The sequence below is a fragment of the Flavobacterium sp. B167r genome (genome assembly GCF_056824315.1).
In genome coordinates, this window is the sequence record NZ_CP124859.1 from 1,678,037 (window position 1) to 1,698,306 (window position 20,270).

At 34.5% G+C, this 20,270-nt stretch carries 11 protein-coding genes; 3 read left to right on the forward strand and 8 right to left on the reverse strand.

The genetic code is table 11. The features are described from left to right. Positions 1 to 80: 80 nt before the first annotated feature. The 7 genes from QLQ96_RS07570 to porU form a co-directional block, all read right to left on the reverse strand. A complete protein-coding gene (locus QLQ96_RS07570) occupies positions 81 to 1,784 on the reverse strand; it encodes a hydrolase/aminopeptidase (protein ID WP_482496934.1) in 1,704 nt (567 codons plus the stop codon). 8 nt (positions 1,785 to 1,792) lie between these two features. After that, entirely contained in the window at positions 1,793 to 1,927 is a 135-nt protein-coding gene (locus QLQ96_RS07575) for a hypothetical protein (protein ID WP_482495998.1), read from the reverse strand. 92 nt (positions 1,928 to 2,019) lie between these two features. Continuing rightward, the gene (locus tag QLQ96_RS07580; RefSeq protein ID WP_482495999.1) at positions 2,020 to 3,660 is read right to left on the reverse strand and encodes a dihydrolipoamide acetyltransferase family protein; all 1,641 of its coding nucleotides are present in this window, start codon (positions 3,658 to 3,660) and stop codon (positions 2,020 to 2,022) included. A 4-nt stretch (positions 3,661 to 3,664) separates the two neighbouring features. Continuing rightward, entirely contained in the window at positions 3,665 to 4,663 is a 999-nt protein-coding gene (gene pdhA / locus QLQ96_RS07585) for a pyruvate dehydrogenase (acetyl-transferring) E1 component subunit alpha (protein WP_482496001.1), read from the reverse strand. 159 nt (positions 4,664 to 4,822) lie between these two features. Beyond that, entirely contained in the window at positions 4,823 to 5,305 is a 483-nt protein-coding gene (cdd, locus tag QLQ96_RS07590) for a cytidine deaminase (RefSeq protein WP_482496003.1), read from the reverse strand. 80 nt (positions 5,306 to 5,385) lie between these two features. Beyond that, a complete protein-coding gene (gene porV / locus QLQ96_RS07595) occupies positions 5,386 to 6,591 on the reverse strand; it encodes a type IX secretion system outer membrane channel protein PorV (protein ID WP_482496005.1) in 1,206 nt (401 codons plus the stop codon). Between the two features lie 47 nt (positions 6,592 to 6,638). After that, positions 6,639 to 10,475: a type IX secretion system sortase PorU gene (gene porU / locus QLQ96_RS07600; protein WP_482496007.1), complete on the reverse strand. Its 3,837-nt coding sequence runs from the start codon at positions 10,473 to 10,475 to the stop codon at positions 6,639 to 6,641. A gap of 212 nt (positions 10,476 to 10,687) precedes the next feature. Here porU and gldJ point away from each other — a divergent pair, with 212 nt between their 5' ends. Beyond that, a complete protein-coding gene (gldJ, locus tag QLQ96_RS07605) occupies positions 10,688 to 12,373 on the forward strand; it encodes a gliding motility lipoprotein GldJ (RefSeq protein ID WP_482496936.1) in 1,686 nt (561 codons plus the stop codon). 121 nt (positions 12,374 to 12,494) lie between these two features. Then, positions 12,495 to 13,781, forward strand: a complete 1,287-nt coding sequence (locus tag QLQ96_RS07610) for a UDP-N-acetylmuramoyl-tripeptide--D-alanyl-D-alanine ligase (RefSeq protein WP_482496009.1) — start codon at positions 12,495 to 12,497, stop codon at positions 13,779 to 13,781. A 34-nt stretch (positions 13,782 to 13,815) separates the two neighbouring features. On the opposite strand, the gene QLQ96_RS07615 is transcribed toward QLQ96_RS07610, so the two are convergent. Next, positions 13,816 to 16,695: a helix-turn-helix and ligand-binding sensor domain-containing protein gene (locus QLQ96_RS07615; RefSeq protein ID WP_482496011.1), complete on the reverse strand. Its 2,880-nt coding sequence runs from the start codon at positions 16,693 to 16,695 to the stop codon at positions 13,816 to 13,818. Between the two features lie 344 nt (positions 16,696 to 17,039). Here QLQ96_RS07615 and QLQ96_RS07620 point away from each other — a divergent pair, with 344 nt between their 5' ends. Next, positions 17,040 to 20,270: a SusC/RagA family TonB-linked outer membrane protein gene (locus QLQ96_RS07620; RefSeq protein WP_482496013.1), complete on the forward strand. Its 3,231-nt coding sequence runs from the start codon at positions 17,040 to 17,042 to the stop codon at positions 20,268 to 20,270.

The window sequence follows — 20,270 nt, forward strand, 5'->3', positions numbered from 1 at the left end:
ATGTAAACGAGGATTTTTTAAGTTTTCGGTCTCGGTATTCAGTCTCACTTTGCACTGAAAACCGCGACTGTGATTGAATACTATTTCAAAATACCTTCAACAGCAAGAATAGTTGTAGCATGATAGCCAGATTTTGCTTTTTCAAAAACCTGTTTTGCCCAAACTTTGCCTTCAGGAGTTTTTGCCATTTCTTTGTAAAGCATCATTACAGATCCAGTTCTGCTAATTCCGATTAAAAATTGTTCGATTGCAGGATTTGCTACTTTATATTGGTGACGAATTGCCTGAACAAACCATTGACGTTTGATAATGAAATTTCCGCCTTTTGTAAAGTTGAATTCTTTGTCAATAGCTTCCATTTCTGCAACTGTAATATCAGCTGGAAGATGGTCTATGAAATGTTGTTTTTCTGCAGTTGTAGTGATTTTTTTGCTTAAACCTGCAACACCAGTTTCTCTCCAACTTTTTTGGATGGCATCAATTGCATCAAAATCAGCAGAATTTACAGGAAGGATATTTGACGGAATTCCTGGTTTATAAATCCAATCGTCTAATTTGATTTTATCTGCTAAAGTTTTGTCTCCTTTAATTAAATTCTCCTTTAAATATTTCACAAAATCTTCTGTTGTGATTGATTGAAAAGCATGAGAATCAAAATAGTTTTTAATAAACGGATCGAATTTTTCTCTTCCAACAGCATTTTCGATAACTCTTAAAAACGCATATCCTTTTACATAAGGAATTTGGCTAATTCCGTCATCAGGATTTCTTCCAGTTAAACTCACTTTCAATCTTGTGTCAGGACTTGTATCGCCATATTCAGCAACGTTATCAGTCAATTCTTTGTTCGTGATAACATTTTGCATTTCAAACTCTTTCTTCCCGAAGATTGCTTCTCCAATTCTATGTTCCACGTAAGTGGTGAAACCTTCATTTAACCAAATATCATCCCAAGTTGCGTTGGTAACTAAGTTTCCGCTCCAGCTGTGTCCTAATTCGTGTGCCAATAAACTTGCCAACGAGCGATCTCCTGCAATTACACCCGGAGTTAAGAAAGTTAAGTTTGGATTTTCCATTCCTCCGTAAGGAAAACTTGGAGGCAAAACCAAAACGTCGTAACGTCCCCAACGGTATGGACCGTAAAGTTTTTCAGCAGCAACAACCATTTTTCCAAGTTCAGCAAATTCCCAAGCCGATTTTTTTAGTATTGATGGCTCTGCGTAAACTCCAGTTCTATTATCGATTGCTTGAAATTCAATATCTCCAACGGCAATCGCCATTAAATAAGACGGAATTGCTTTGTCTTGTTTAAAAGTATAAACTCCAGTATCGTTTTTCTTTTGCGGATTTACAGCGCTCATCACAGCTAATAAATCTTTAGGAACTGTAACTTTTGCATTGTAAGTAAAACGAATTCCAGGCGAATCCTGACACGGAATCCAGGTACGTGACCAAACGCTTTCTCCTTGAGAAAATAAGAATGGGTGTTTTTTATCTGCTGTTTGTTCTGGTTTTAACCATTGTAATGCTACAGCATCTTTAGTTGTACTGTAGTAAATATTTACTTTGGTTGTATTCGGTTCAATAGTTATATGAAGCGGCTTTCCGTGGAATTCAGTGTCTTTTCCAAGTTCGAATTTGGTTTCTTTTTCTTCATCACCTAAAGTTACTTTCGTAATATTTAAAGTATTTTCGTCAAAAATAATTTCGTTTCCTTTGCTGATATTATCAATAGTCCAAGATGCTTTTCCTGAAATAGTCTGAGTGTCAAAATCAACTTTGATGTCTAGGTCTAAATGTTTTCAACGGCAAGTTCTGGTTTCGAATAACTGTGTTCGTCAACAACAGCCGCATGTTTCTCGGTTTGATCTTTTTTCTGACAAGCAATGGCTGTCAAGAATAAAGTGGCAAGGATTAGTTTTTTCATATTATGAAGTATTGAATTTTTAGGATGAAAATTAAACAAAAAATCCCGTTTTGAATGAACAAAACGGGATTTAATTATAAAATTAACAAAGATTAAGCTAGCATAGTCACTGGGCTTTCGATGTATTGTTTTAATGTTTGTAAGAACTGAGCTCCAGTTGCTCCGTCAATAGTTCTGTGGTCACAAGCTAATGATAACATCATTGTGTTTCCAACTACGATTTGACCGTTTTTAACTACTGGTTTCTCAACAATTGCACCTACAGAAAGGATTGCAGAGTTTGGTTGGTTGATAATTGAATTGAATTCAGTAATACCAAACATTCCTAGGTTAGAAACTGTAAATGTACTTCCTTCCATTTCTTGTGGTCCAAGTTTTTTGTTTTTAGCTCTTCCAGCAAGATCTCTAACGCTTCCGCCAATTTGAGATAAACTCATAGCGTCAGTAAATTTCAATACAGGAACTACTAATCCGTCTTCAACAGCTACAGCAACACCAATATTTACATGGTGGTTGATGATGATAGCATCTTCTTTCCACTGAGAGTTGATTTTTGGATGTTTTTTCAATGCTAAAGCACAAGCTTTGATTACCATATCGTTGAAAGATACTTTTGTATCTGGAACGCTATTGATAGCAGCTCTTGCTTGCATAGCTTCATCCATACTAACTTCGATTACTAAGTTGTAATGAGGAGCAGTGAATAAAGATTCAGCAAGACGTTTAGCAATGATTTTACGCATTTGAGAGTTTTTGATCTCTTCTGTGTAAACTTCTCCAGCAGGAACAAATACTTTTGGCGCAGCAGGAGCAGAAGCTTCTTGTTTTGCAGCAGGAGCAGAAGCAGCAGTTTGTGCTTGAGCAGATGGAGTAAAGTTTTCGATATCGCTTTTTACGATACGTCCGTTTTCTCCAGAACCTTTAACCTGAGATAATTGGATTCCTTTATCAGAAGCAATTTTCTTAGCTAATGGTGAAGCTAAAACTCTTCCGTTTGAATTATCAGCTACAGTTTCTGTTGCTTTTTCAGCAGCAGGTGCAGCTTTTGTTTCTTCAGCAGCAGGAGCGCTTGCAGGTGCAGCACCTCCAGCAGTATAGTTTTCAGCAATTCCAGAAATATCAGTTCCTGCAGGTCCGATGATAGCTAATAAGCTGTCAACTGGAGCAGTGTTTCCTTCTTGAATTCCAATGTATAATAATGTACCAGCATTGAAAGACTCAAACTCCATAGTCGCTTTGTCTGTTTCAATTTCTGCCAATATATCACCTTCGGCAACAGCATCTCCAACTTTTTTCAACCAAGTTGCTACTGTACCTTCAGTCATAGTGTCGCTCAAACGAGGCATAGTTACAACGATAACACCTTTAGGTAATTCAGTTGCGGCTTTTGCAGGAGCAGGAGCTTCAGTTTTTGCTTCTGCAGCAGGAGCATCCGCTTTTGGAGCTTCGGCAGCAGGAGCATCACCACCAGCTAAAAGAGCAGAAATATCTTCTCCTTCGTTACCAATGATCGCTAATAATGAATCAACTGGAGCAGTTTCTCCAGCCTGAATTCCGATATGTAAAAGAGTTCCTTCGTTAAAAGATTCGAACTCCATTGTTGCTTTGTCTGTTTCAATTTCAGCTAAGATATCTCCTTCGCTAATTTTATCGCCTACTTTTTTTAACCAAGTCGCTACCGTTCCTTCCGTCATAGTATCGCTCAAACGAGGCATTGTTACTTTAATCGCCATGATGTTATAGTTTATGAGGTGTAAATGGATAGTCTTCTTGTGCGTATACTACGTCGTATAATTGCTGTAAGTCTGGATATGGAGATTCTTCAGCGAATTTTTGACATTCTTCAACTAAGTCTTTAACTCTTTGGTCAATTACTTCGATTTCTGCCTCTGTAGCATATTTTTGATCCAAGATTACATCAAGAACTTGAGTAATAGGGTCGATTTTTTTGTACTCTTCAACCTCTTCTTTAGAACGGTACAATTGTGCATCAGACATTGAGTGTCCTCTGTAACGGTACGTTTTCATTTCAAGGAAAGTTGGTCCGTCTCCGCGACGCGCTCTTTCGATAGCTTCGTGCATTGCTTCGGCAACTTTTACAGGATTCATTCCGTCAACTGGTCCGCAAGGCATTTCGTAACCTAAACCTAATTTCCAGATGTCAGTGTGGTTTGCAGTTCTTTCAACAGAAGTTCCCATTGCATAACCGTTGTTCTCAACGATAAATACAACTGGAAGTTTCCATAACATAGCCATATTAAAAGCTTCGTGAAGAGAACCTTGTCTAGCAGCACCATCACCAAAGTAAGTCATAGTAACACCGCCAGTATTAAAATATTTATCTGCGAAAGCAATACCAGCTCCCACAGGAATTTGAGCACCTACAATTCCATGTCCTCCGTAGAATCCATGTTCTTTAGAGAAAATGTGCATAGAACCTCCCATACCTTTAGAAGTTCCTGTTGCTTTTCCTAAAAGCTCTGCCATTACCTTTCTAGGATCAACTCCCATACCGATTGGTTGAACGTGGTTTCTGTAAGCAGTAATCATTTTATCTTTGGTCAAATCCATAGCGTGCAGAGCACCAGCTAATACAGCTTCCTGACCATTATATAAGTGTAGAAAACCTCTAACTTTTTGTTGGATGTATAACGCTGCAAGTTTGTCTTCAAACTTTCTCCAAAGTAGCATGTCTTCATACCACTTTAAATATACCTCTTTTGTAACTTCTTTCATCTGAATTCTTTCTTTTGCTAAAGTTGTTTGTGTTATCGATTATTGTGCCTGTAACGCAAAATAGTTTCCTCCCACAAATTTGCGCCCGAAAGGTCGGGATGCAAAAATAAGACATTACATTTAAGAACTAAAATTTAAACGCTACTTTTTGGCTTTTTTTTACAAGAACTTTTTATCAAACATCAATGGAAGCAAATTTTTCAATGAAGACGATTTATAAACTTCACCAATTTCTCCCATAAAATAGATTTCTATCGGTGTCTCTTGTTTTATCTCGTACTCTGCTATTGATTGACGGCAAGATCCGCAAGGAGGAATAGGAGCGGCGGTTTGATTGTTGTCTGAAGCTGCTGTAATTGCCATTTTTAAGATTTTTGCCTCTGGATATGTACTTCCAGCATAAAAAATAGCAGTTCTTTCAGCGCAAAGTCCTGATGGATATGCTGCATTTTCTTGATTGGAACCTAAAATAACTTTTCCGTTATCTAAAAGTAAAGCGGCTCCAACTTTAAATTTTGAATAGGGTGCGTAGGCTTTTTTTCTAACCTCAATAGCTTGATTCATTAAATCTTGAATGTCGGCTGGAAGTTCATTTAGATTGTCAAATATTGTAAATGAAGTTGTTATATTGATTTCTTTCATCTGTTTTTAAGGGAAAAAAAATCCAAATTCCTAAAATGCTGGAATTTGGATTGAATTGTTTTTATTGTAATATTTTCTCTTTAATAATTGTCGTATTTGTCTCCAAAGTTAAACGTTAAAGAGAAACGAAGTGTATTTTCTAAAGGATTTTTTATTTTAGATGCAGAGAATAAGTATGAAACGTCAATTTTCATGATGTTGTATTTAAATCCTGCTCCTAAAGAGAAAAATTGTTTAGCACCTTTTTCTGGGCTTTCATGATAGTACCCTAAACGCATTGCAAAAGCATCTTGGTACATATATTCAGCTGCAACACTATAGGTTACTTCTTTCATTTCTTCTTTAAATCCGCCTGGCGCATCGCCAAAAGATTTGAAGATTCCTTGAAACCAGCCAATATCGTTATAATTTCTATAACCAATGTCTGTTGCTTCTTGTTGCGATATGTCTTCAGGATCGTCAAAATCACCGTCGCCATTTACATCTACAGGTGTTCCGACTCCTGGAGGAGTTGGAACTAAAAGTTTAGTAAGCTCAGCACTTAAAGTAAGTTTATTGTAATCGTCGAAAATAAAATCAAATCCTCCTCCTAATCTTAAATTTGCAGGCATGAAGTTTGTGCTTACATCGTCGTTATCGTAACTGATTTTTGGTCCCATGTTTTGAAAGTTAACACCAGCTCTCCATCTACCATTGAAATCTTGATAAGCAATTTCTTCTGATTGATAAAAAGCAGCCACATCAACTGCAAAAGATTTGGCAGAAGTAGCATCAACTTCTTCTGAAGCAACTTTTAAGTTTGAGCTAATAAAACGTGCCGCAACTGCCATGGAGAATTGGTCGCTTAGTTTAAGTGAATATGACCCGTCTAAAGCAAACTCGTTTGGATTTACTTCTCGCACTGCTTCATTTGGATCTCCAGTATATCTTAATTCGATTCCTCCAAAACCAAAATAACGAAAGCTTCCCGCAAAGGCGCTTCGCTCGTTGATTTTGTTGTAATACGTAAGCTGGCCTAATGAAATATCATTGGCAAGATCTGTTAAATAAGGAGTGTAACTGATAGAAAGACCTTGAGCGTCTTCTGAAAACGCATACTTAGCAGGGTTCCATTGTTGAGAGAAAACGTCTGAAGAAGTAGCGACACCTTGGTCTGCTAAACCTGCTGCTCTAGCATCGGCAGCGACTAATAAAAAAGGTACTCCAGTAACAATAGGTCTTGATTCCTGAGCCTTTGAATTGTAAATGCTAAAAATACAAATTAATAGAAGTGATAGTTTTTTCATTTATGGGACTAATGTTTTGGTGGTGCAAATATATAATATTATAGGAATTATAAGATAACAAGCTTTTCGTATTTTTCTGCTTTTTTATTTGTTAAATTAGATTTTACAGTCAGTTTGTAAATATACACTCCTTTTCCGATTCTGTCGCCAAAATCGTCTCTTCCGTCCCATGTTATTTCTCTGGATAAAAATCCTTCTGTTGTAACAGTTTGATTTTTTGTCCAGACTACCTTTCCTGTAATGGTCATTACCTGCACTTGTACGTCTAATGGTTCGTAAGGGCGGTTGTGCGAAAACCAGAATTGTGTATAAGTCGAAAATGGATTTGGATAATTAAGAACGTGTGATAATGTCAGCGAATCGTCTCCTACAACTGTAAATTGGATTTCGCTTGTAACGGGATTGTTGTAAACATCCCATGCTGTAAAACTTATAGTATGTATTCCTGGAGCTAAATTTCGGAAAGGAAAACGTAAATTTCCGTTAGTGTAATCGTCTAATTTTGTTTGGTAATAATCATTCAAAATATAAGGATTACTCACATCTCCGTCTAAAATAGCGATAATATCATGTCCGATTCCGCTTGCTGTATTAATTCCGTTCTCATCTTCTAAAAATGCCAAAAGAAATGGCGATTCATTTGTAATTCCACCAGACACAAAAGTTTCATCGTTCATATATAACTTCACTTTTGGACTTATATTGTCCTGAGGTGCATTTTCGTTAATTCCCCCGATTTTAATGATGTTGTTATAGCCTGTTTGGTTTTCTAACGCCTCATTTTTCTTTGAATAAAAGCTAATTCTGCCATTGTCGACAGGAATTCTAATATCTCTAGGAACTACAAAGCTAAATTCGAATTGTCCATTTGTAACAGATGCATTTCCTCTAAAAATAGTTTCTCCGAGACTTTTAAATTGCATTGGAGGGCTAAAACCATCATTGTTTAAAGTTGTATTTGTAATTAATTTATCGAAAATAGCGGTAGCTAATTCTCCATTGTAATTGCTTAAAAGCGTGTTGTTTTCGTCTGTGATTTCTCCTGAAATTTTAATTTTCGATAACGATTTTAAGTCAGGAATTGCTTGCGAAATCACAATATCGTTTACTTTCGTTAAATTAATTCGTGGTTTCGGAATAGCAAGCATTAAAGCGGGATCTCCTAAATAAAATACAACATTGCTGGCAGAGCTCGGATTTTCGTTTTTTGAAATTCTTAGCGACTCTGCAATAGTATTGTATTGATTAGAGCCATATGAAAGAAGGTTTTTGCTAAGCGTTTTATTGAATTCTTCGGCATTTGTCTGGCCGATTTCGCGAATTGTGGTCAACATTGAAATAGCGCCACCTTTTGGATTCCAGAAAACATATTCTCCAGCAGTTGGTCTTGTAGGGTCATCAAAACGAGAAAATTCACAGGTAATGGTAATAAATAAAGGATATTTGTATTGATTGGTTAGATTTTGTCCGTCTGATTTCTCCCAAATTCTTTCGCTCGCCAGTCCATCTTCACCACCGTGTCCTAAATAATTAAATATTAGAGCGCCTTTTTCAAACGCATTAAAAAAATCGGTTCTTGCTTTAGGATATCGCGATCCTCCGGCAGAAGCTTCTTGTGTGTAAGCGTCTAAAAATATTTTATCGATATTGAAAAAAGGTTTTTCTGTGGCGATTTGGTCTGCAAGTGCATTTTGGTTTGCTTGTAAAGTCTGATCGCCAGCTTTGTCAGAATCGTCACTAATTAAAACAACATTGTTTCTCCAATTTCCATACGATTTTGCGTCATGGTATTCTAATACTTTGTTGACCATTTCTTGTGCTTGCGCATTGTCTGAAACTAACATTCTTCCCAGGGCTATATCAATTCCAGCAAGAGAAGGAATGACAACTCCTTCGTTAGAATCCATCAATCCGTAAAAATCATCAGAAGCAAATGAAGATTCGCCAACAGTATTGCTTATTAAAGATTGATATATAGGTACAATATTGGTATTGTTCGAAATTCGGTCTTTATAATCAAACGAAGCGTCTCCAAACAGATTTAAATAACGTACTCTTTTGTCTGAAGAGGAAGCATTATCGTAAATGTATTTCACGCAGTTTCTAATAGCAGCAATGTCTTGTTTGCCAGAAGAAAATTCTTGATAGATATTTTCTAAAGAAATAACTTTTACATTTAAATTAGAGTTTGTTCTGTGAAAACTCGCCAATCTTTCAGCTTGAGAAGCTAATGATTTTGGAGTTATGATGATATAATCAATATCTTGAAAAGAACTTTGATTGTTTCTGAAAATTGTTCCTTTTAAATTCTGATTGGCAATTTTTGACTGATTTTCTTTTAAAGGGGTATAATAATCAGAAGGATCAATTGCAATATATTTTCTAATTTCTCCCAAATTGGCTTTAAAGCTAAAAGAAGCTTGATTTGTATTTTCTATTTTGGATACATTATATAGGTCTGTAATGTCCCAAATCTGAGTTATTTTTGATGCATTGCTGATAGTGTAATTAACTATTCCTGCTGTAGAACCAGCTTCATTGTATTGAAAATGAAATTGTTTGTCTGTTCCTGAAAGTTTTCGTTTTGCAGTTAAATTGATGTAATCTAAGTAGCCTTTTGACCCAGGAACACCATTATTATTATAGGTAAGTTTTATTTTGATGTTATCTGTTCCGGTAAATTGAGCATTTGAAGGCAATTTTCCTGTAGTATATTTAGTGTCAGAATTTGCAATTAAAGGAGGGAAGCTTATTGAGCCAGCATTTTGTCCATTTGCTGCTATTGAAAAAGAAGTAGAAGTTAAGGATGCTGATGCAGCGCTGACTTCTATTTTTACAGGAACACTAGTGTCAAGGTTTGGAAAGCTAAATGAAAATTCCTGCTCTTGATTAATGTCAAATGATTCGCCCAGCCATTGACGGCCAAGATGTACAATATTAGTTTGGTCAATTTCATGATACTGATAGTCATCAAACGTGTTTAGCTCCAAAGAACTGTTTCCTGCTGGCTGATTTAAATTTTGAATTCTCTTTCCGTCTCCTCCAGAAGATGTGATATAATAATAGGACTTAGTATCGTATAAATTTAAATTGGTTTGGCTTTCTGAATTCCAATTATCTGTTCCTTCAGCATAAAAAAGAATGTAGTCTTCATTATTGAAAACACCGTCATTTTCGCCTGCAATTTGTATCGCATTTTCTGTTAAATCGTTAGGATAATAGGCGCTATTGGCAAGAGGGAGCATTCTTCCGCCATTTCCGTAGATTTTTATTTTTCTTGGATCAATTTTAGAAGCGTCAAATCCTAAACTTTGTAAAAAAGACCTGTCAATTCTATAAACACCTGATTTCTGAATGTAAAAGCGATACCAGTCTCCAGAAGCTAAAACAGAATTTGAAATTGCGGCTGTTTTTTGAAACGAAGAAGTAGCCGCAGTTCGTGCGTTTGCGTTGCTGATAAAGTAAGAAAAAGATTTTATGCGTTTATAGCTATTTCCTTCCTTAATTATAGGAGATAAATTGAGAAAAGAATACCTAATATCTCTTGCATTGGAGATTATTATAGATTCATTTGGTTTTTCAGAGATGTTTTCAATTGTTAAATCTCCTAAATCTGCTCTTGAAATTGTTTCGTAAATGACGTTGCTAATTTGTACAGAACTGCCGTTCGAAACGTTCGATTGATTTAGATTTTGAAGAAACGTTATGCTTTTTTTTGTAATGTCGAAGCGAAAACTGCTTCCTGTGAAGTATGGAATTGTGATTTTATTTTCGCCATAATTTATCTCTTTTTTGTTTTGCCAATCTATTGTTATAGCCCCATTTGTCTGAGAAAACAAGAGAATTGGAAATAGAAAAAGAGAGATAAGTATTACTTGTTTCATGAGTTTAAAAAGCGAAATTAAATTAAAAAATAATTAGTAAGTAAAAATATAGTATTTCATGTTACAGTAAATAATAAAAAGTATATTTTTGCGTTCGTAACTAAAGGTTATTTTCTGAAAAAAACAGCTAAATAAAATTATTAGAACAGATGTTGCCAATTAAATGTTAATTATTATATTGCAGCACCTAAATTTATCACCTAAGAATGAGTATGAAAGTAAACAAAATTGTAGTCTTGCAGTTAATGATGTCAATGGTATTGATGTTGGGCACGGCTAGTTGTAGCAAAAAATCGAGTTCGAGCCATGGTTCTAGAGCTACCGGCTGGGATGTAGATAGTCAGAATGGAACTTCTGCCAGAAATGCAGGTAAAAAACAACAGGCTGGTCCTGGTTTGGTTTTTGTTGAAGGAGGTACGTTTACTATGGGTAAAGTACAGGATGATGTTATGCATGATTGGAATAACACGCCAACCCAACAACACGTTCAATCATTCTATATGGATGAAACCGAAGTTACGAACGGTATGTACTTAGAATACCTTGAGTGGTTAAAGAAAGTTTTCCCACCAACAGAAGAAAATTACAAAAACATTTACGAAGGAGCATCTCCTGATACATTAGTGTGGAGAAATCGTTTAGGATACAACGAAACGATGACTAATAACTATTTGAGACACCCATCTTATGCTAACTATCCTGTAGTTGGTGTGAACTGGATTCAAGCTGTTGAATTTAGTAAATGGAGAACAGACCGTGTAAACGAGGCTGTTTTAGAAAAAAATGGTTATCTTAAAAAAGGCGCTAAAACGAATGATGTAAGTGCTGAAAGTTTATTTAATACTGAAGCTTACGTTGCATCTCCATCTACAACTTATGGTGGAAATGAAGAGTTAGTGTTAAAGAAAAATCCTAACGGAAGAAGACCAAAAGCTGGTAAAGATGGTGTAGTTCCTGAAGAGAAAAATGTATATGCTCAGCGTTCATCTGGTGTTATTTTACCAGAGTACAGACTTCCTACTGAAGCAGAATGGGAGTACGCAGCTGCTGCAGATGTTGGACAAAGAGAATATAACATCTACAAAGGACAAAAGAAATATCCTTGGTCTGGAGATTATACACGTTCTAACAAACGTAAAAACAAAGGTGATCAATTGGCTAACTTTAAACAAGGAAACGGTGATTACGGTGGAATTGCAGGTTGGTCAGATGATGGAGCTGATATTACAAATGAAGTAAAAAGTTATGCACCAAACGATTTCGGTCTTTATGATATGGCAGGAAACGTTGCAGAATGGGTAGCTGACGTTTACAGACCTATTATTGACAATGAAGCAAATGATTTCAACTACTACAGAGGAAACCAATATGCTAAAAACAAAATTGGTAAAGACGGTAAACTAGAAATTGTTTCTACTGCTACCATTAAGTATGATACTTTAAGTAACGGTAAAGTTGTTGCAAGAAACCTCCCTGGAGAAATTGCTCAGGTTCCGGTTGATGAACAAGAAACGTATTTAAGACAAAACTTCAGTACAAGCGACAATATCAACTACAGAGATGGTGATAAACAATCTTCTAGATATTTCGATTTTGGTGAATCAGAGTCTGGATCTAAAGCAGAACAGTCAATGTACAACTCTCCTAAACACAACGTTACAACTGACAGTTTAGGGAAAATGATCAGAAAATATGACAACTCTAGTAAGCGTACTACTTTAATCGATGATAAAGTAAGAGTTTATAAAGGAGGATCTTGGAGAGATAGAGCTTATTGGTTAGATCCAGCTCAAAGAAGATACTTCCCACAAGATATGGCAACTGACTACATTGGTTTCAGATGCGCAATGTCTAGAGTAGGTTCTAAAGCTGAAAAAAGAAAATCTCCTAGAAACTAAGATTTAGGAATTAAAAATACAGAAAATTCCAAATTCCAAAAGCTGAATATTCAGTCTGGAATTTGGAATTTTTTTATTGTTTTTTTTCTACTTTTATGACATATTAAAAAAAAAATTATAAATGAATATTCAAGACATTCATAACTTATTTTTACAGTGTAGCTCCCTGTCAATTGATACAAGAAAAATCGAAAAGAATTCGATGTTTTTTGCAATTAAAGGAGAGAATTTTGACGCTAATACATTTGCTAAACAGGCCTTAGATCTAGGAGCTTTGTTTGTTGTTATTGACAACGAATCTTATTTTATTGATGACAGAACTATTTTAGTAGAGAACAGTCTGCAGACGCTTCAAGAATTAGCAAAATTTCACAGAACTTATTTAGGTCTTCCAATAGTTGCTTTAACTGGCAGTAACGGAAAAACTACTACAAAAGAATTGATCAATGTTGTGTTGTCAAAAAAGTTTAAAACAAAAGCAACTATCGGCAATTTAAATAATCATATTGGCGTTCCATTGACGTTGCTTTCTTTTACAAAGGAAACAGAAATTGGAATTGTTGAAATGGGAGCCAATCATCAAAAAGAAATCGAATTTTTGTGTCAAATTGCACAACCTGATTTTGGATATATAACCAATTTTGGAAAAGCGCATTTAGAAGGTTTTGGCGGAGTTGAAGGTGTAATTGCTGGTAAAAGTGAAATGTATCAATACCTTTCAGCAAACCAGAAAACTGTTTTTGTAAATCTAGAAGATCCAATTCAGATTGAGAAATCAAAAGGGATTAAATCATTTACTTTTGGTGTTAAAAAGGAAAATGCAGATTTAAATATTCTGGATATTGCAGCAAATCCTTTTGTAGCTATTGATTACAATGATTTCTCAATTGAATCTCATTTAATCGGACTTTACAATGCCAATAATATTAATGCAGCTGCATCAATCGGAAAATATTTTGATGTAAAAGAAAGTGATATAAAGAGCGCTATTGAGAATTATATTCCTGCAAACAATAGATCTCAGATGATGCAAAAAGGTTCAAATGAGATTATTTTAGATGCTTACAATGCTAACCCAAGCAGTATGGCTGTTGCGATTGCTAACTTTCTTCAATTAGACAAGGAAAATAAAATTATGATTCTTGGAGATATGTTTGAATTAGGAGAGGAAAGTCTTTATGAACATAAAGTTATAATTGATTCTTTAGCAGATCAAAAACGGGCTTTATGTTTTTTAATTGGAAAAGCTTTTTTTGCTAATAAGATTTCGAATGAAAAAATTCAGTTTTTTGAAACATTCGATGCTTTTGCAGAGTTTTTAAAGACCTTTAAATTTGATTCTAATATGATATTAATAAAAGGTTCCAGAGGTATGGCTTTAGAGCGAACTTTAGATTATATTTTATAAAAGAAAGCCATTCAAATACTGAATGGCTTTTCTTTTAAATACTCATTAAAAATCCAATGAGATTTTCTTTTTTATTTAGTCCTAATTTCTTTCTTAGACGATAACGGGCTAATTCAACTCCGCCTGTTGAAATATTCATAATTTCGGCTATTTCTTTGGTAGACATATTCATTAATAAATAGGTCGATAAATCTAATTCTCGAGGAGAAATAGTTGGGTACTGTCCTTTAAGACGCTTTAAGAACTCAAAATGGACATTTTTGATGTGTTTTTCTAAGTCTTTCCAGCTCTTATCTGTATTTACTTCTTTTACGATACTTTTATGCAGTTTGCTAAATTCAGATTTAGTGGTTTCATCCAATATTCCCGTGTCAATATCTTTCAGTTTGTGAATGATACCGTTTAAAACTTTATTCTTTTTTACAACTTGTAAAGAGTTGTTAACTAATTCTTTGTCTTTTGCTAAGATTTTAATTTGAAGCTTGTCATTTTTCAATTTTTCAATTTCTTTTTCCAAATCGTGCTGTTCATGCCTAATTTTAGACTCCTTTTCTAGATATAATCGTCGTTGTTCTATGGTTTCATAATATCTATTTTTTCTAATTTTCAGTTTAACTCTAACGGAGATTATATAGGCACCTAGTAAAATGAGTACGAGATAAAATAAATAAGCCAAAAAGTGTCGATACCATGGAGGAGATACTGTAAATTCAACTTCTGTTATATTTGATTCTATTCCGTAGCTGTTTCTGGCTTTTAATTTCATTACATAATTGCCCTCTCTCAAATTGGTATATTCTTTTATTGCTGTTGACGACCAGCCGCGCCAATTTTCTTCAAAAGGCTCTAATTTATAAGAATACATTACATTTTCCTGATTCTCGTATGTTGGAGATGCAAAAGTAAATTTGACACGATTGTATTTGTAAGGAATGCTATATGAGTCTAGTTTACTGGCTAAATTACCCGTTAAAATAGTATCTCCAGGATTCGTAAAGCTTTCAATAAAAGCTTTCGGTTTTGTCATAAACGTGTTTGGTGTTGTCGAGTTATAATGCGCAAGACGATCTGTCAATCCGATGAAAATGTTTTGAGGATCTATGGTATTCACAGAAATATAATTGTTTACCAAGTTCCCGGTTAAGTTAGAGAAAATGGCTTGTTTCTTTGTAAAAGTTCCATTTTTATTCTTAACTAATACGCCGAGAGATTCATTAAATGCATACCAAAGATTCCCAGCAGAATCTTCAATTAAGGTATTAATAGTAGGAATTCCGTTGAATAAGGTTGTCATTTTTTTATCTTCAAAAAATGCTTCTTGTTCCACAGAATATCTGTAAAAATGATTTTTTACTTGAAAATAAACTTTATCATTAATGTTTTGTATGCTATTTATTCCTTTGTACTTCTCAGATATGTTGACATGTTTTTTTATAAAATCAAATCGTTGTAAATCTTCTGAGAGTTTCACTTGGTATAAAAAAGGATTTTTCTTTAGCCATAAATAGTTAGCATCTATTTCTACAGAAAAATTATTAGTGGTTTCATCAAACCCTTTTACTTGATGTAAGTAATCGTATCCCGTTGCAGATCGTTTGAAGACCGAAAATCCGTTATAACTTTCGCCTATTATATAGTTTTCGTGATCTGGTATTTTTTTGAATCCAAAATAACCTTTATTGTCTAGTATTTTAGACACTCTGTTGTTTTCAATAATTAATGCACCACTATTGCTGGCGCATATTAGCACATTATTTAGAACCTGAATATTCCAAACCTGAGAAATTGTCCCTTCAACTCTAGTAAACGGACTATCTCTGAAAGAACTTCCCCAAGGATGATAAAAGAGTCCTTGGTTTGTGGCCACGTAAAGATTTCCATTGTACATTGTAGAGGCATATACAGTGCCTATATTATAGCTGTAGTCAAAATAAGAAAAAGGAGAGTTTTCATTTATAAAGGTGATACCGTTATCTAATCCAAGCCAAATATTGTTTTTATTGTCTACAAATGAAGCTAATATTGTGTTGTTCTGAATTCCTTTTTGTCGATTTAAGTGCTGAATTATTTTTCCATTTAAATCACAGATAATCGCCCCATCTAATACAGAATTAAGTATTATAAATTTGTTTTTAATGATTGTTCCGCCTAGGGAAGTGTTTTTCTTGATAAATTCGTTGGCTTCTGTTGTCCACGGTTTAATAATGCCATTTTCTGAAACGTAAAGCCCCTTTTCTAAAGTTGCATATAATAGTCGGTTGTTCGGCAGTGGAAAAATAGACCATATTTCTTTATCATTAAAAACAGTAGTTCCTTTTATTGCTGTAAGTTTTCTGCTTTTATATTCAAGCACTCCTAGTGTTTTGTCCTGAAAATACAAGCGGTTATTGACTAAGAATGAAAATTGAAATTTGTGCGGAGCGGTAAGCGTAGTAACTTTTTCATTTTTTAGAAAAAACACTTTGCTGAAAGACTGAAAAATAACTTCTCCGTTAAAAATATGAATTCTCCAGATCAGATTGATGTTTTCTTTGTCTATTGGGCTTAAAAGATTATAGAGCGAATGATATTTTAATATTCCCTTCTCATTATTTTTAAAGTATCCAAATTCATTATTCCCTCCAACAAAGATCCTTCCTAAAGCATCAATTTTTAAACTTCTGATTTCAGATTTGTTTGGTAAGGAATATTTATGCCAGTTTGAACCATCAAATTGGATCAAACCGCTATTGTTTGCAAAATAAATATTTCCGTTTTTATCCTGATCAATACTCCAGTTTTGAGTTCCACCCCTATACTCTGATCTTTTATAATTTTTTATATCTGGAATACCAATTTCTTTTACTTGAGAAAAACCTTTTGTTTGTAAGAAAAATAATAAAATTAATGCAAAAGACCTTACTATGGATTTCATAAAATTTTAAATATATTTTTAATAGAAATGAGTTATTTTGATTTTAAATTGTTGATTTATCAATTGGAATAAATCGTCTTTTTTGATTTTTTTTTAAATTATAACGTAATAGTTGCTGTTATGCTTATGTAAGATACGTTTTTTTTAATTAACATTTTTATAACAAAATTTTATCAAAGGTAAATTGTTGTAAATAAATGAATTAAAAAATTAATGTTGTGTTTTTGTAGTGTGTTAATATTAAGTTTGAAGTGTTTTTGTAAAGAATTTTAATATGAATTTTTTCAGATTTAACATTATCATTGCATTAAATTACTAATTAATTAACCAAAATTTTTAGAAAAATGAAATTGACAAAATTATTTATTTTTTGTGTTTCGTCTTTACTATTTTCAGTTGTCGCATTGGCTCAGGATGTGACAATAAATGGAATCATTAATGACGAAAGTGGATTGCCCGTCCCAGGTGCGACGGTTTTAGTAAAGGGAACAACTAAAGCTACTGCTTCTGATTTTGATGGAAAATTTCAGATAAGCGCTCCCTCTAACGGAACATTGATAATCAGTTTCGTTGGTTTTGAAACTGTAAACGAGGCAATAGGCGGAAAAACAAAGCTTACTATTGTTCTGAAATCAGTATCTCAAAGTTTAAATGAAGTTGTAGTAATCGGTTACGGTACACAAAAGAAAGCTTTGATAACAGGTGCTTCAACAAACTTAAAAGGAGAAACGCTAAAAGAATTGAATACCGGATCTGCAATGGAAGCTCTGCAAGGTATTGCGCCAGGTATTAGTATTACAAGAAATAGTGGTTCACCGGGAGCAGGTACTAAAGTTGTCATTCGTGGTATCGGAACAATTGGAAATTCTAATCCGTTGTATATCGTAGATGGGGTTGCTGTGGGAGATATTGATTATTTGAGCCCTTCAGATATAGAATCTATAGACGTTCTTAAAGATGCTGCCTCTGCTGCGATCTATGGTTCTAGAGCAGCAAATGGAGTTGTTTTAGTAACTACTGTTAAAGGACGTAAAGGAAGACCAGCTAGAATTTCTTATGATAGTTATTTTGGAATTCAAAACATTTACAAAAATCTGGATCCTTTAAATGCACAAGAATATATGTACATCCAAGATGAAGGACGAGTTAACGATGGACTTGCGCCAAACGATTGGAAAACGATGTTAACAAGTAACGACTGGTTAGAGAGAAATTATCCTGGAGCAGGAACTCAACTTGGAAATGAGATATGGGATAAACTGCAAAAAGGATGGACAGGAACTAACTGGATAAATGAAATGTCTAAAAAAGACGCTCCAATAGTAAATCATTCTATTAATATCACAGGAGGATCTGAAGATATTACATATTCATTCGGAGTTTCATATTTCGATCAAGACGGTATTTTAGGCGGTAATATCGTAGATGCTGGATTTAAAAGATTAACTACAAGAATGAATACGCAAATGGTTTTGAAAAAGAATGAGAGCCATAACATCATTACGGTAGGAGAAAATTTAACGTATACGAATATTCAAAAAAGAGATGTTTCAAATGGAAATATTTACGGGAATGATTTGCATAATGCATTGACACAAAATCCATTACAACCTGCTTATTGGCAAACAGCGATTGACAGAAATATTAATGAATATGGATTTACACCAACATTAGACGGTTTAAATACAAACCAAACAAATCCTTTGGCGGTAATGTATTACAGAAGTAATTACAATTATCCAAAAGATCATAAAATTATTGGTAACGTATTTTTAGAGGTTGAGCCCATTTCTAACTTAAGATTTAAAACGGTTTATGGAATTGATTCATGGTTTGGTTACAATAGAACGATGAACCCGATGTACCATTTAGGAGTTCTTTACAATGATGCAGTTGATGGCGCAACGCAATCTCAGTATTTTGGTGCAAACTCAACTTGGACGAATACTCTTGCGTATCAAAAACAAATCGGAAATCATAATATTAACGCTGTAATTGGTACAGAGTTATGGCAAAGAATTGTTGAAAATAATATTTACGGTTCAAGAAATGGTTTGTCATTTCCTAATGATCCAAAATATGCTTATTTAGACAATACGAAAAGCCCAAGTTCTATAGCAGATATTAATACCACAGGTTTTGATAAAGCTGCTGGTGGAGGCGCAATTATGTCTTATTTTGCACGTGCGCAGTATGATTATAAAGAAAAATACCTTCTTTCTGCTGTTATACGTCGTGACGGATCTTCTAATTTTGCTAAAGATTATCAGTACGGTAACTTCCCGTCTGTGGCTGCTGGATGGGTTGTTAGCAAGGAGGATTTCATGGCAGGTACTTCAAAATACCTTAATTTCTTGAAGTTAAGAGCTAGCTGGGGACAAAATGGTAACCAATATACAGATTATGCTTTCTATTATACATCTAGTATCAAATATGCTTTCCCTGGTTACTTTTTTGGAGATACTAAACCGGTTTCTGGCCAGACTGCATATCCTGCATCAGTACCTAATCCATCAGTTAGCTGGGAAACATCTGAACAGTTAGATTTAGGATTAGACGTAAGTTTTTTCAATTCAAGATTAGGAGTAACATTTGACTGGTATAAGAAAACAACTAGAGACTGGCTGGTTAAAGCACAGTTACCAGGAACTGCAGGTGCTGATGATCCTTACAAAAATGGAGGGGATATCGAAAATAAAGGTTTTGAACTTTCTTTATCTTGGAAAGACAAAGTAGGAGATTTTAAATATGGTGTAACGGTAAGTGGTGCTTTCAACAAAAATTTAGTTACTAGGATTGACAATGGAAATGGTATAATTAATGGTTTGCCTCACGTTCTATCACAAGGAACATCAGAAATTTCTAGAGCGCAAGTAGGTTATCCAATTGGGTCTTTCTACGGTTTTAAAACAGCTGGAATTTTACAGAACCAACAAGAAGCAGATGCTTATGTAGGGCCTACAGGTCAGCCGTATTTTAGTGACCAACGTCCGGGAGATGTTCGCTTTGTGGATCAAAACAAGGATGGTGTTATTGATGAAAAAGACAAAGTAATTCTTGGAGACCCTAACGCAAATTTCCAATTAGGAATTCAGTTAAACTTCGAGTACAAAAACATTTATCTGAACTCAACACTGGCAGGTAAGTACGGAATGCAGGTGATGCAATCTTACAGATCATTTGCTGATAGTCCAAAACAAAACTATACTTCAGATGTATTTGATCGTTGGCACGGAGAGGGAACTTCAAACAGAATGCCTCGCTTAAGTTCTGTGTCAAATAGAAATACAAATTATATTTCTGACATCTACATGCACAATGCTGATTATTTAAGAATTAACAATTTAACGGTTGGTTATAATTTTAATGAATTATTGAAAGACATCAAATTTATGTCGAATCTTAAATTCTACGTTGCTGTAAATAACTTGTACACATTTACAAAGTATGATGGTATGGATCCAGAAGTGCGTTGGGGAGGAGATAATACAAACTATTCATGGGCTTCAGGAGTAGATTTAGGTTTATATCCACAATCTAGAACAGTAATGTTTGGATTAAGTGCAGATTTCTAA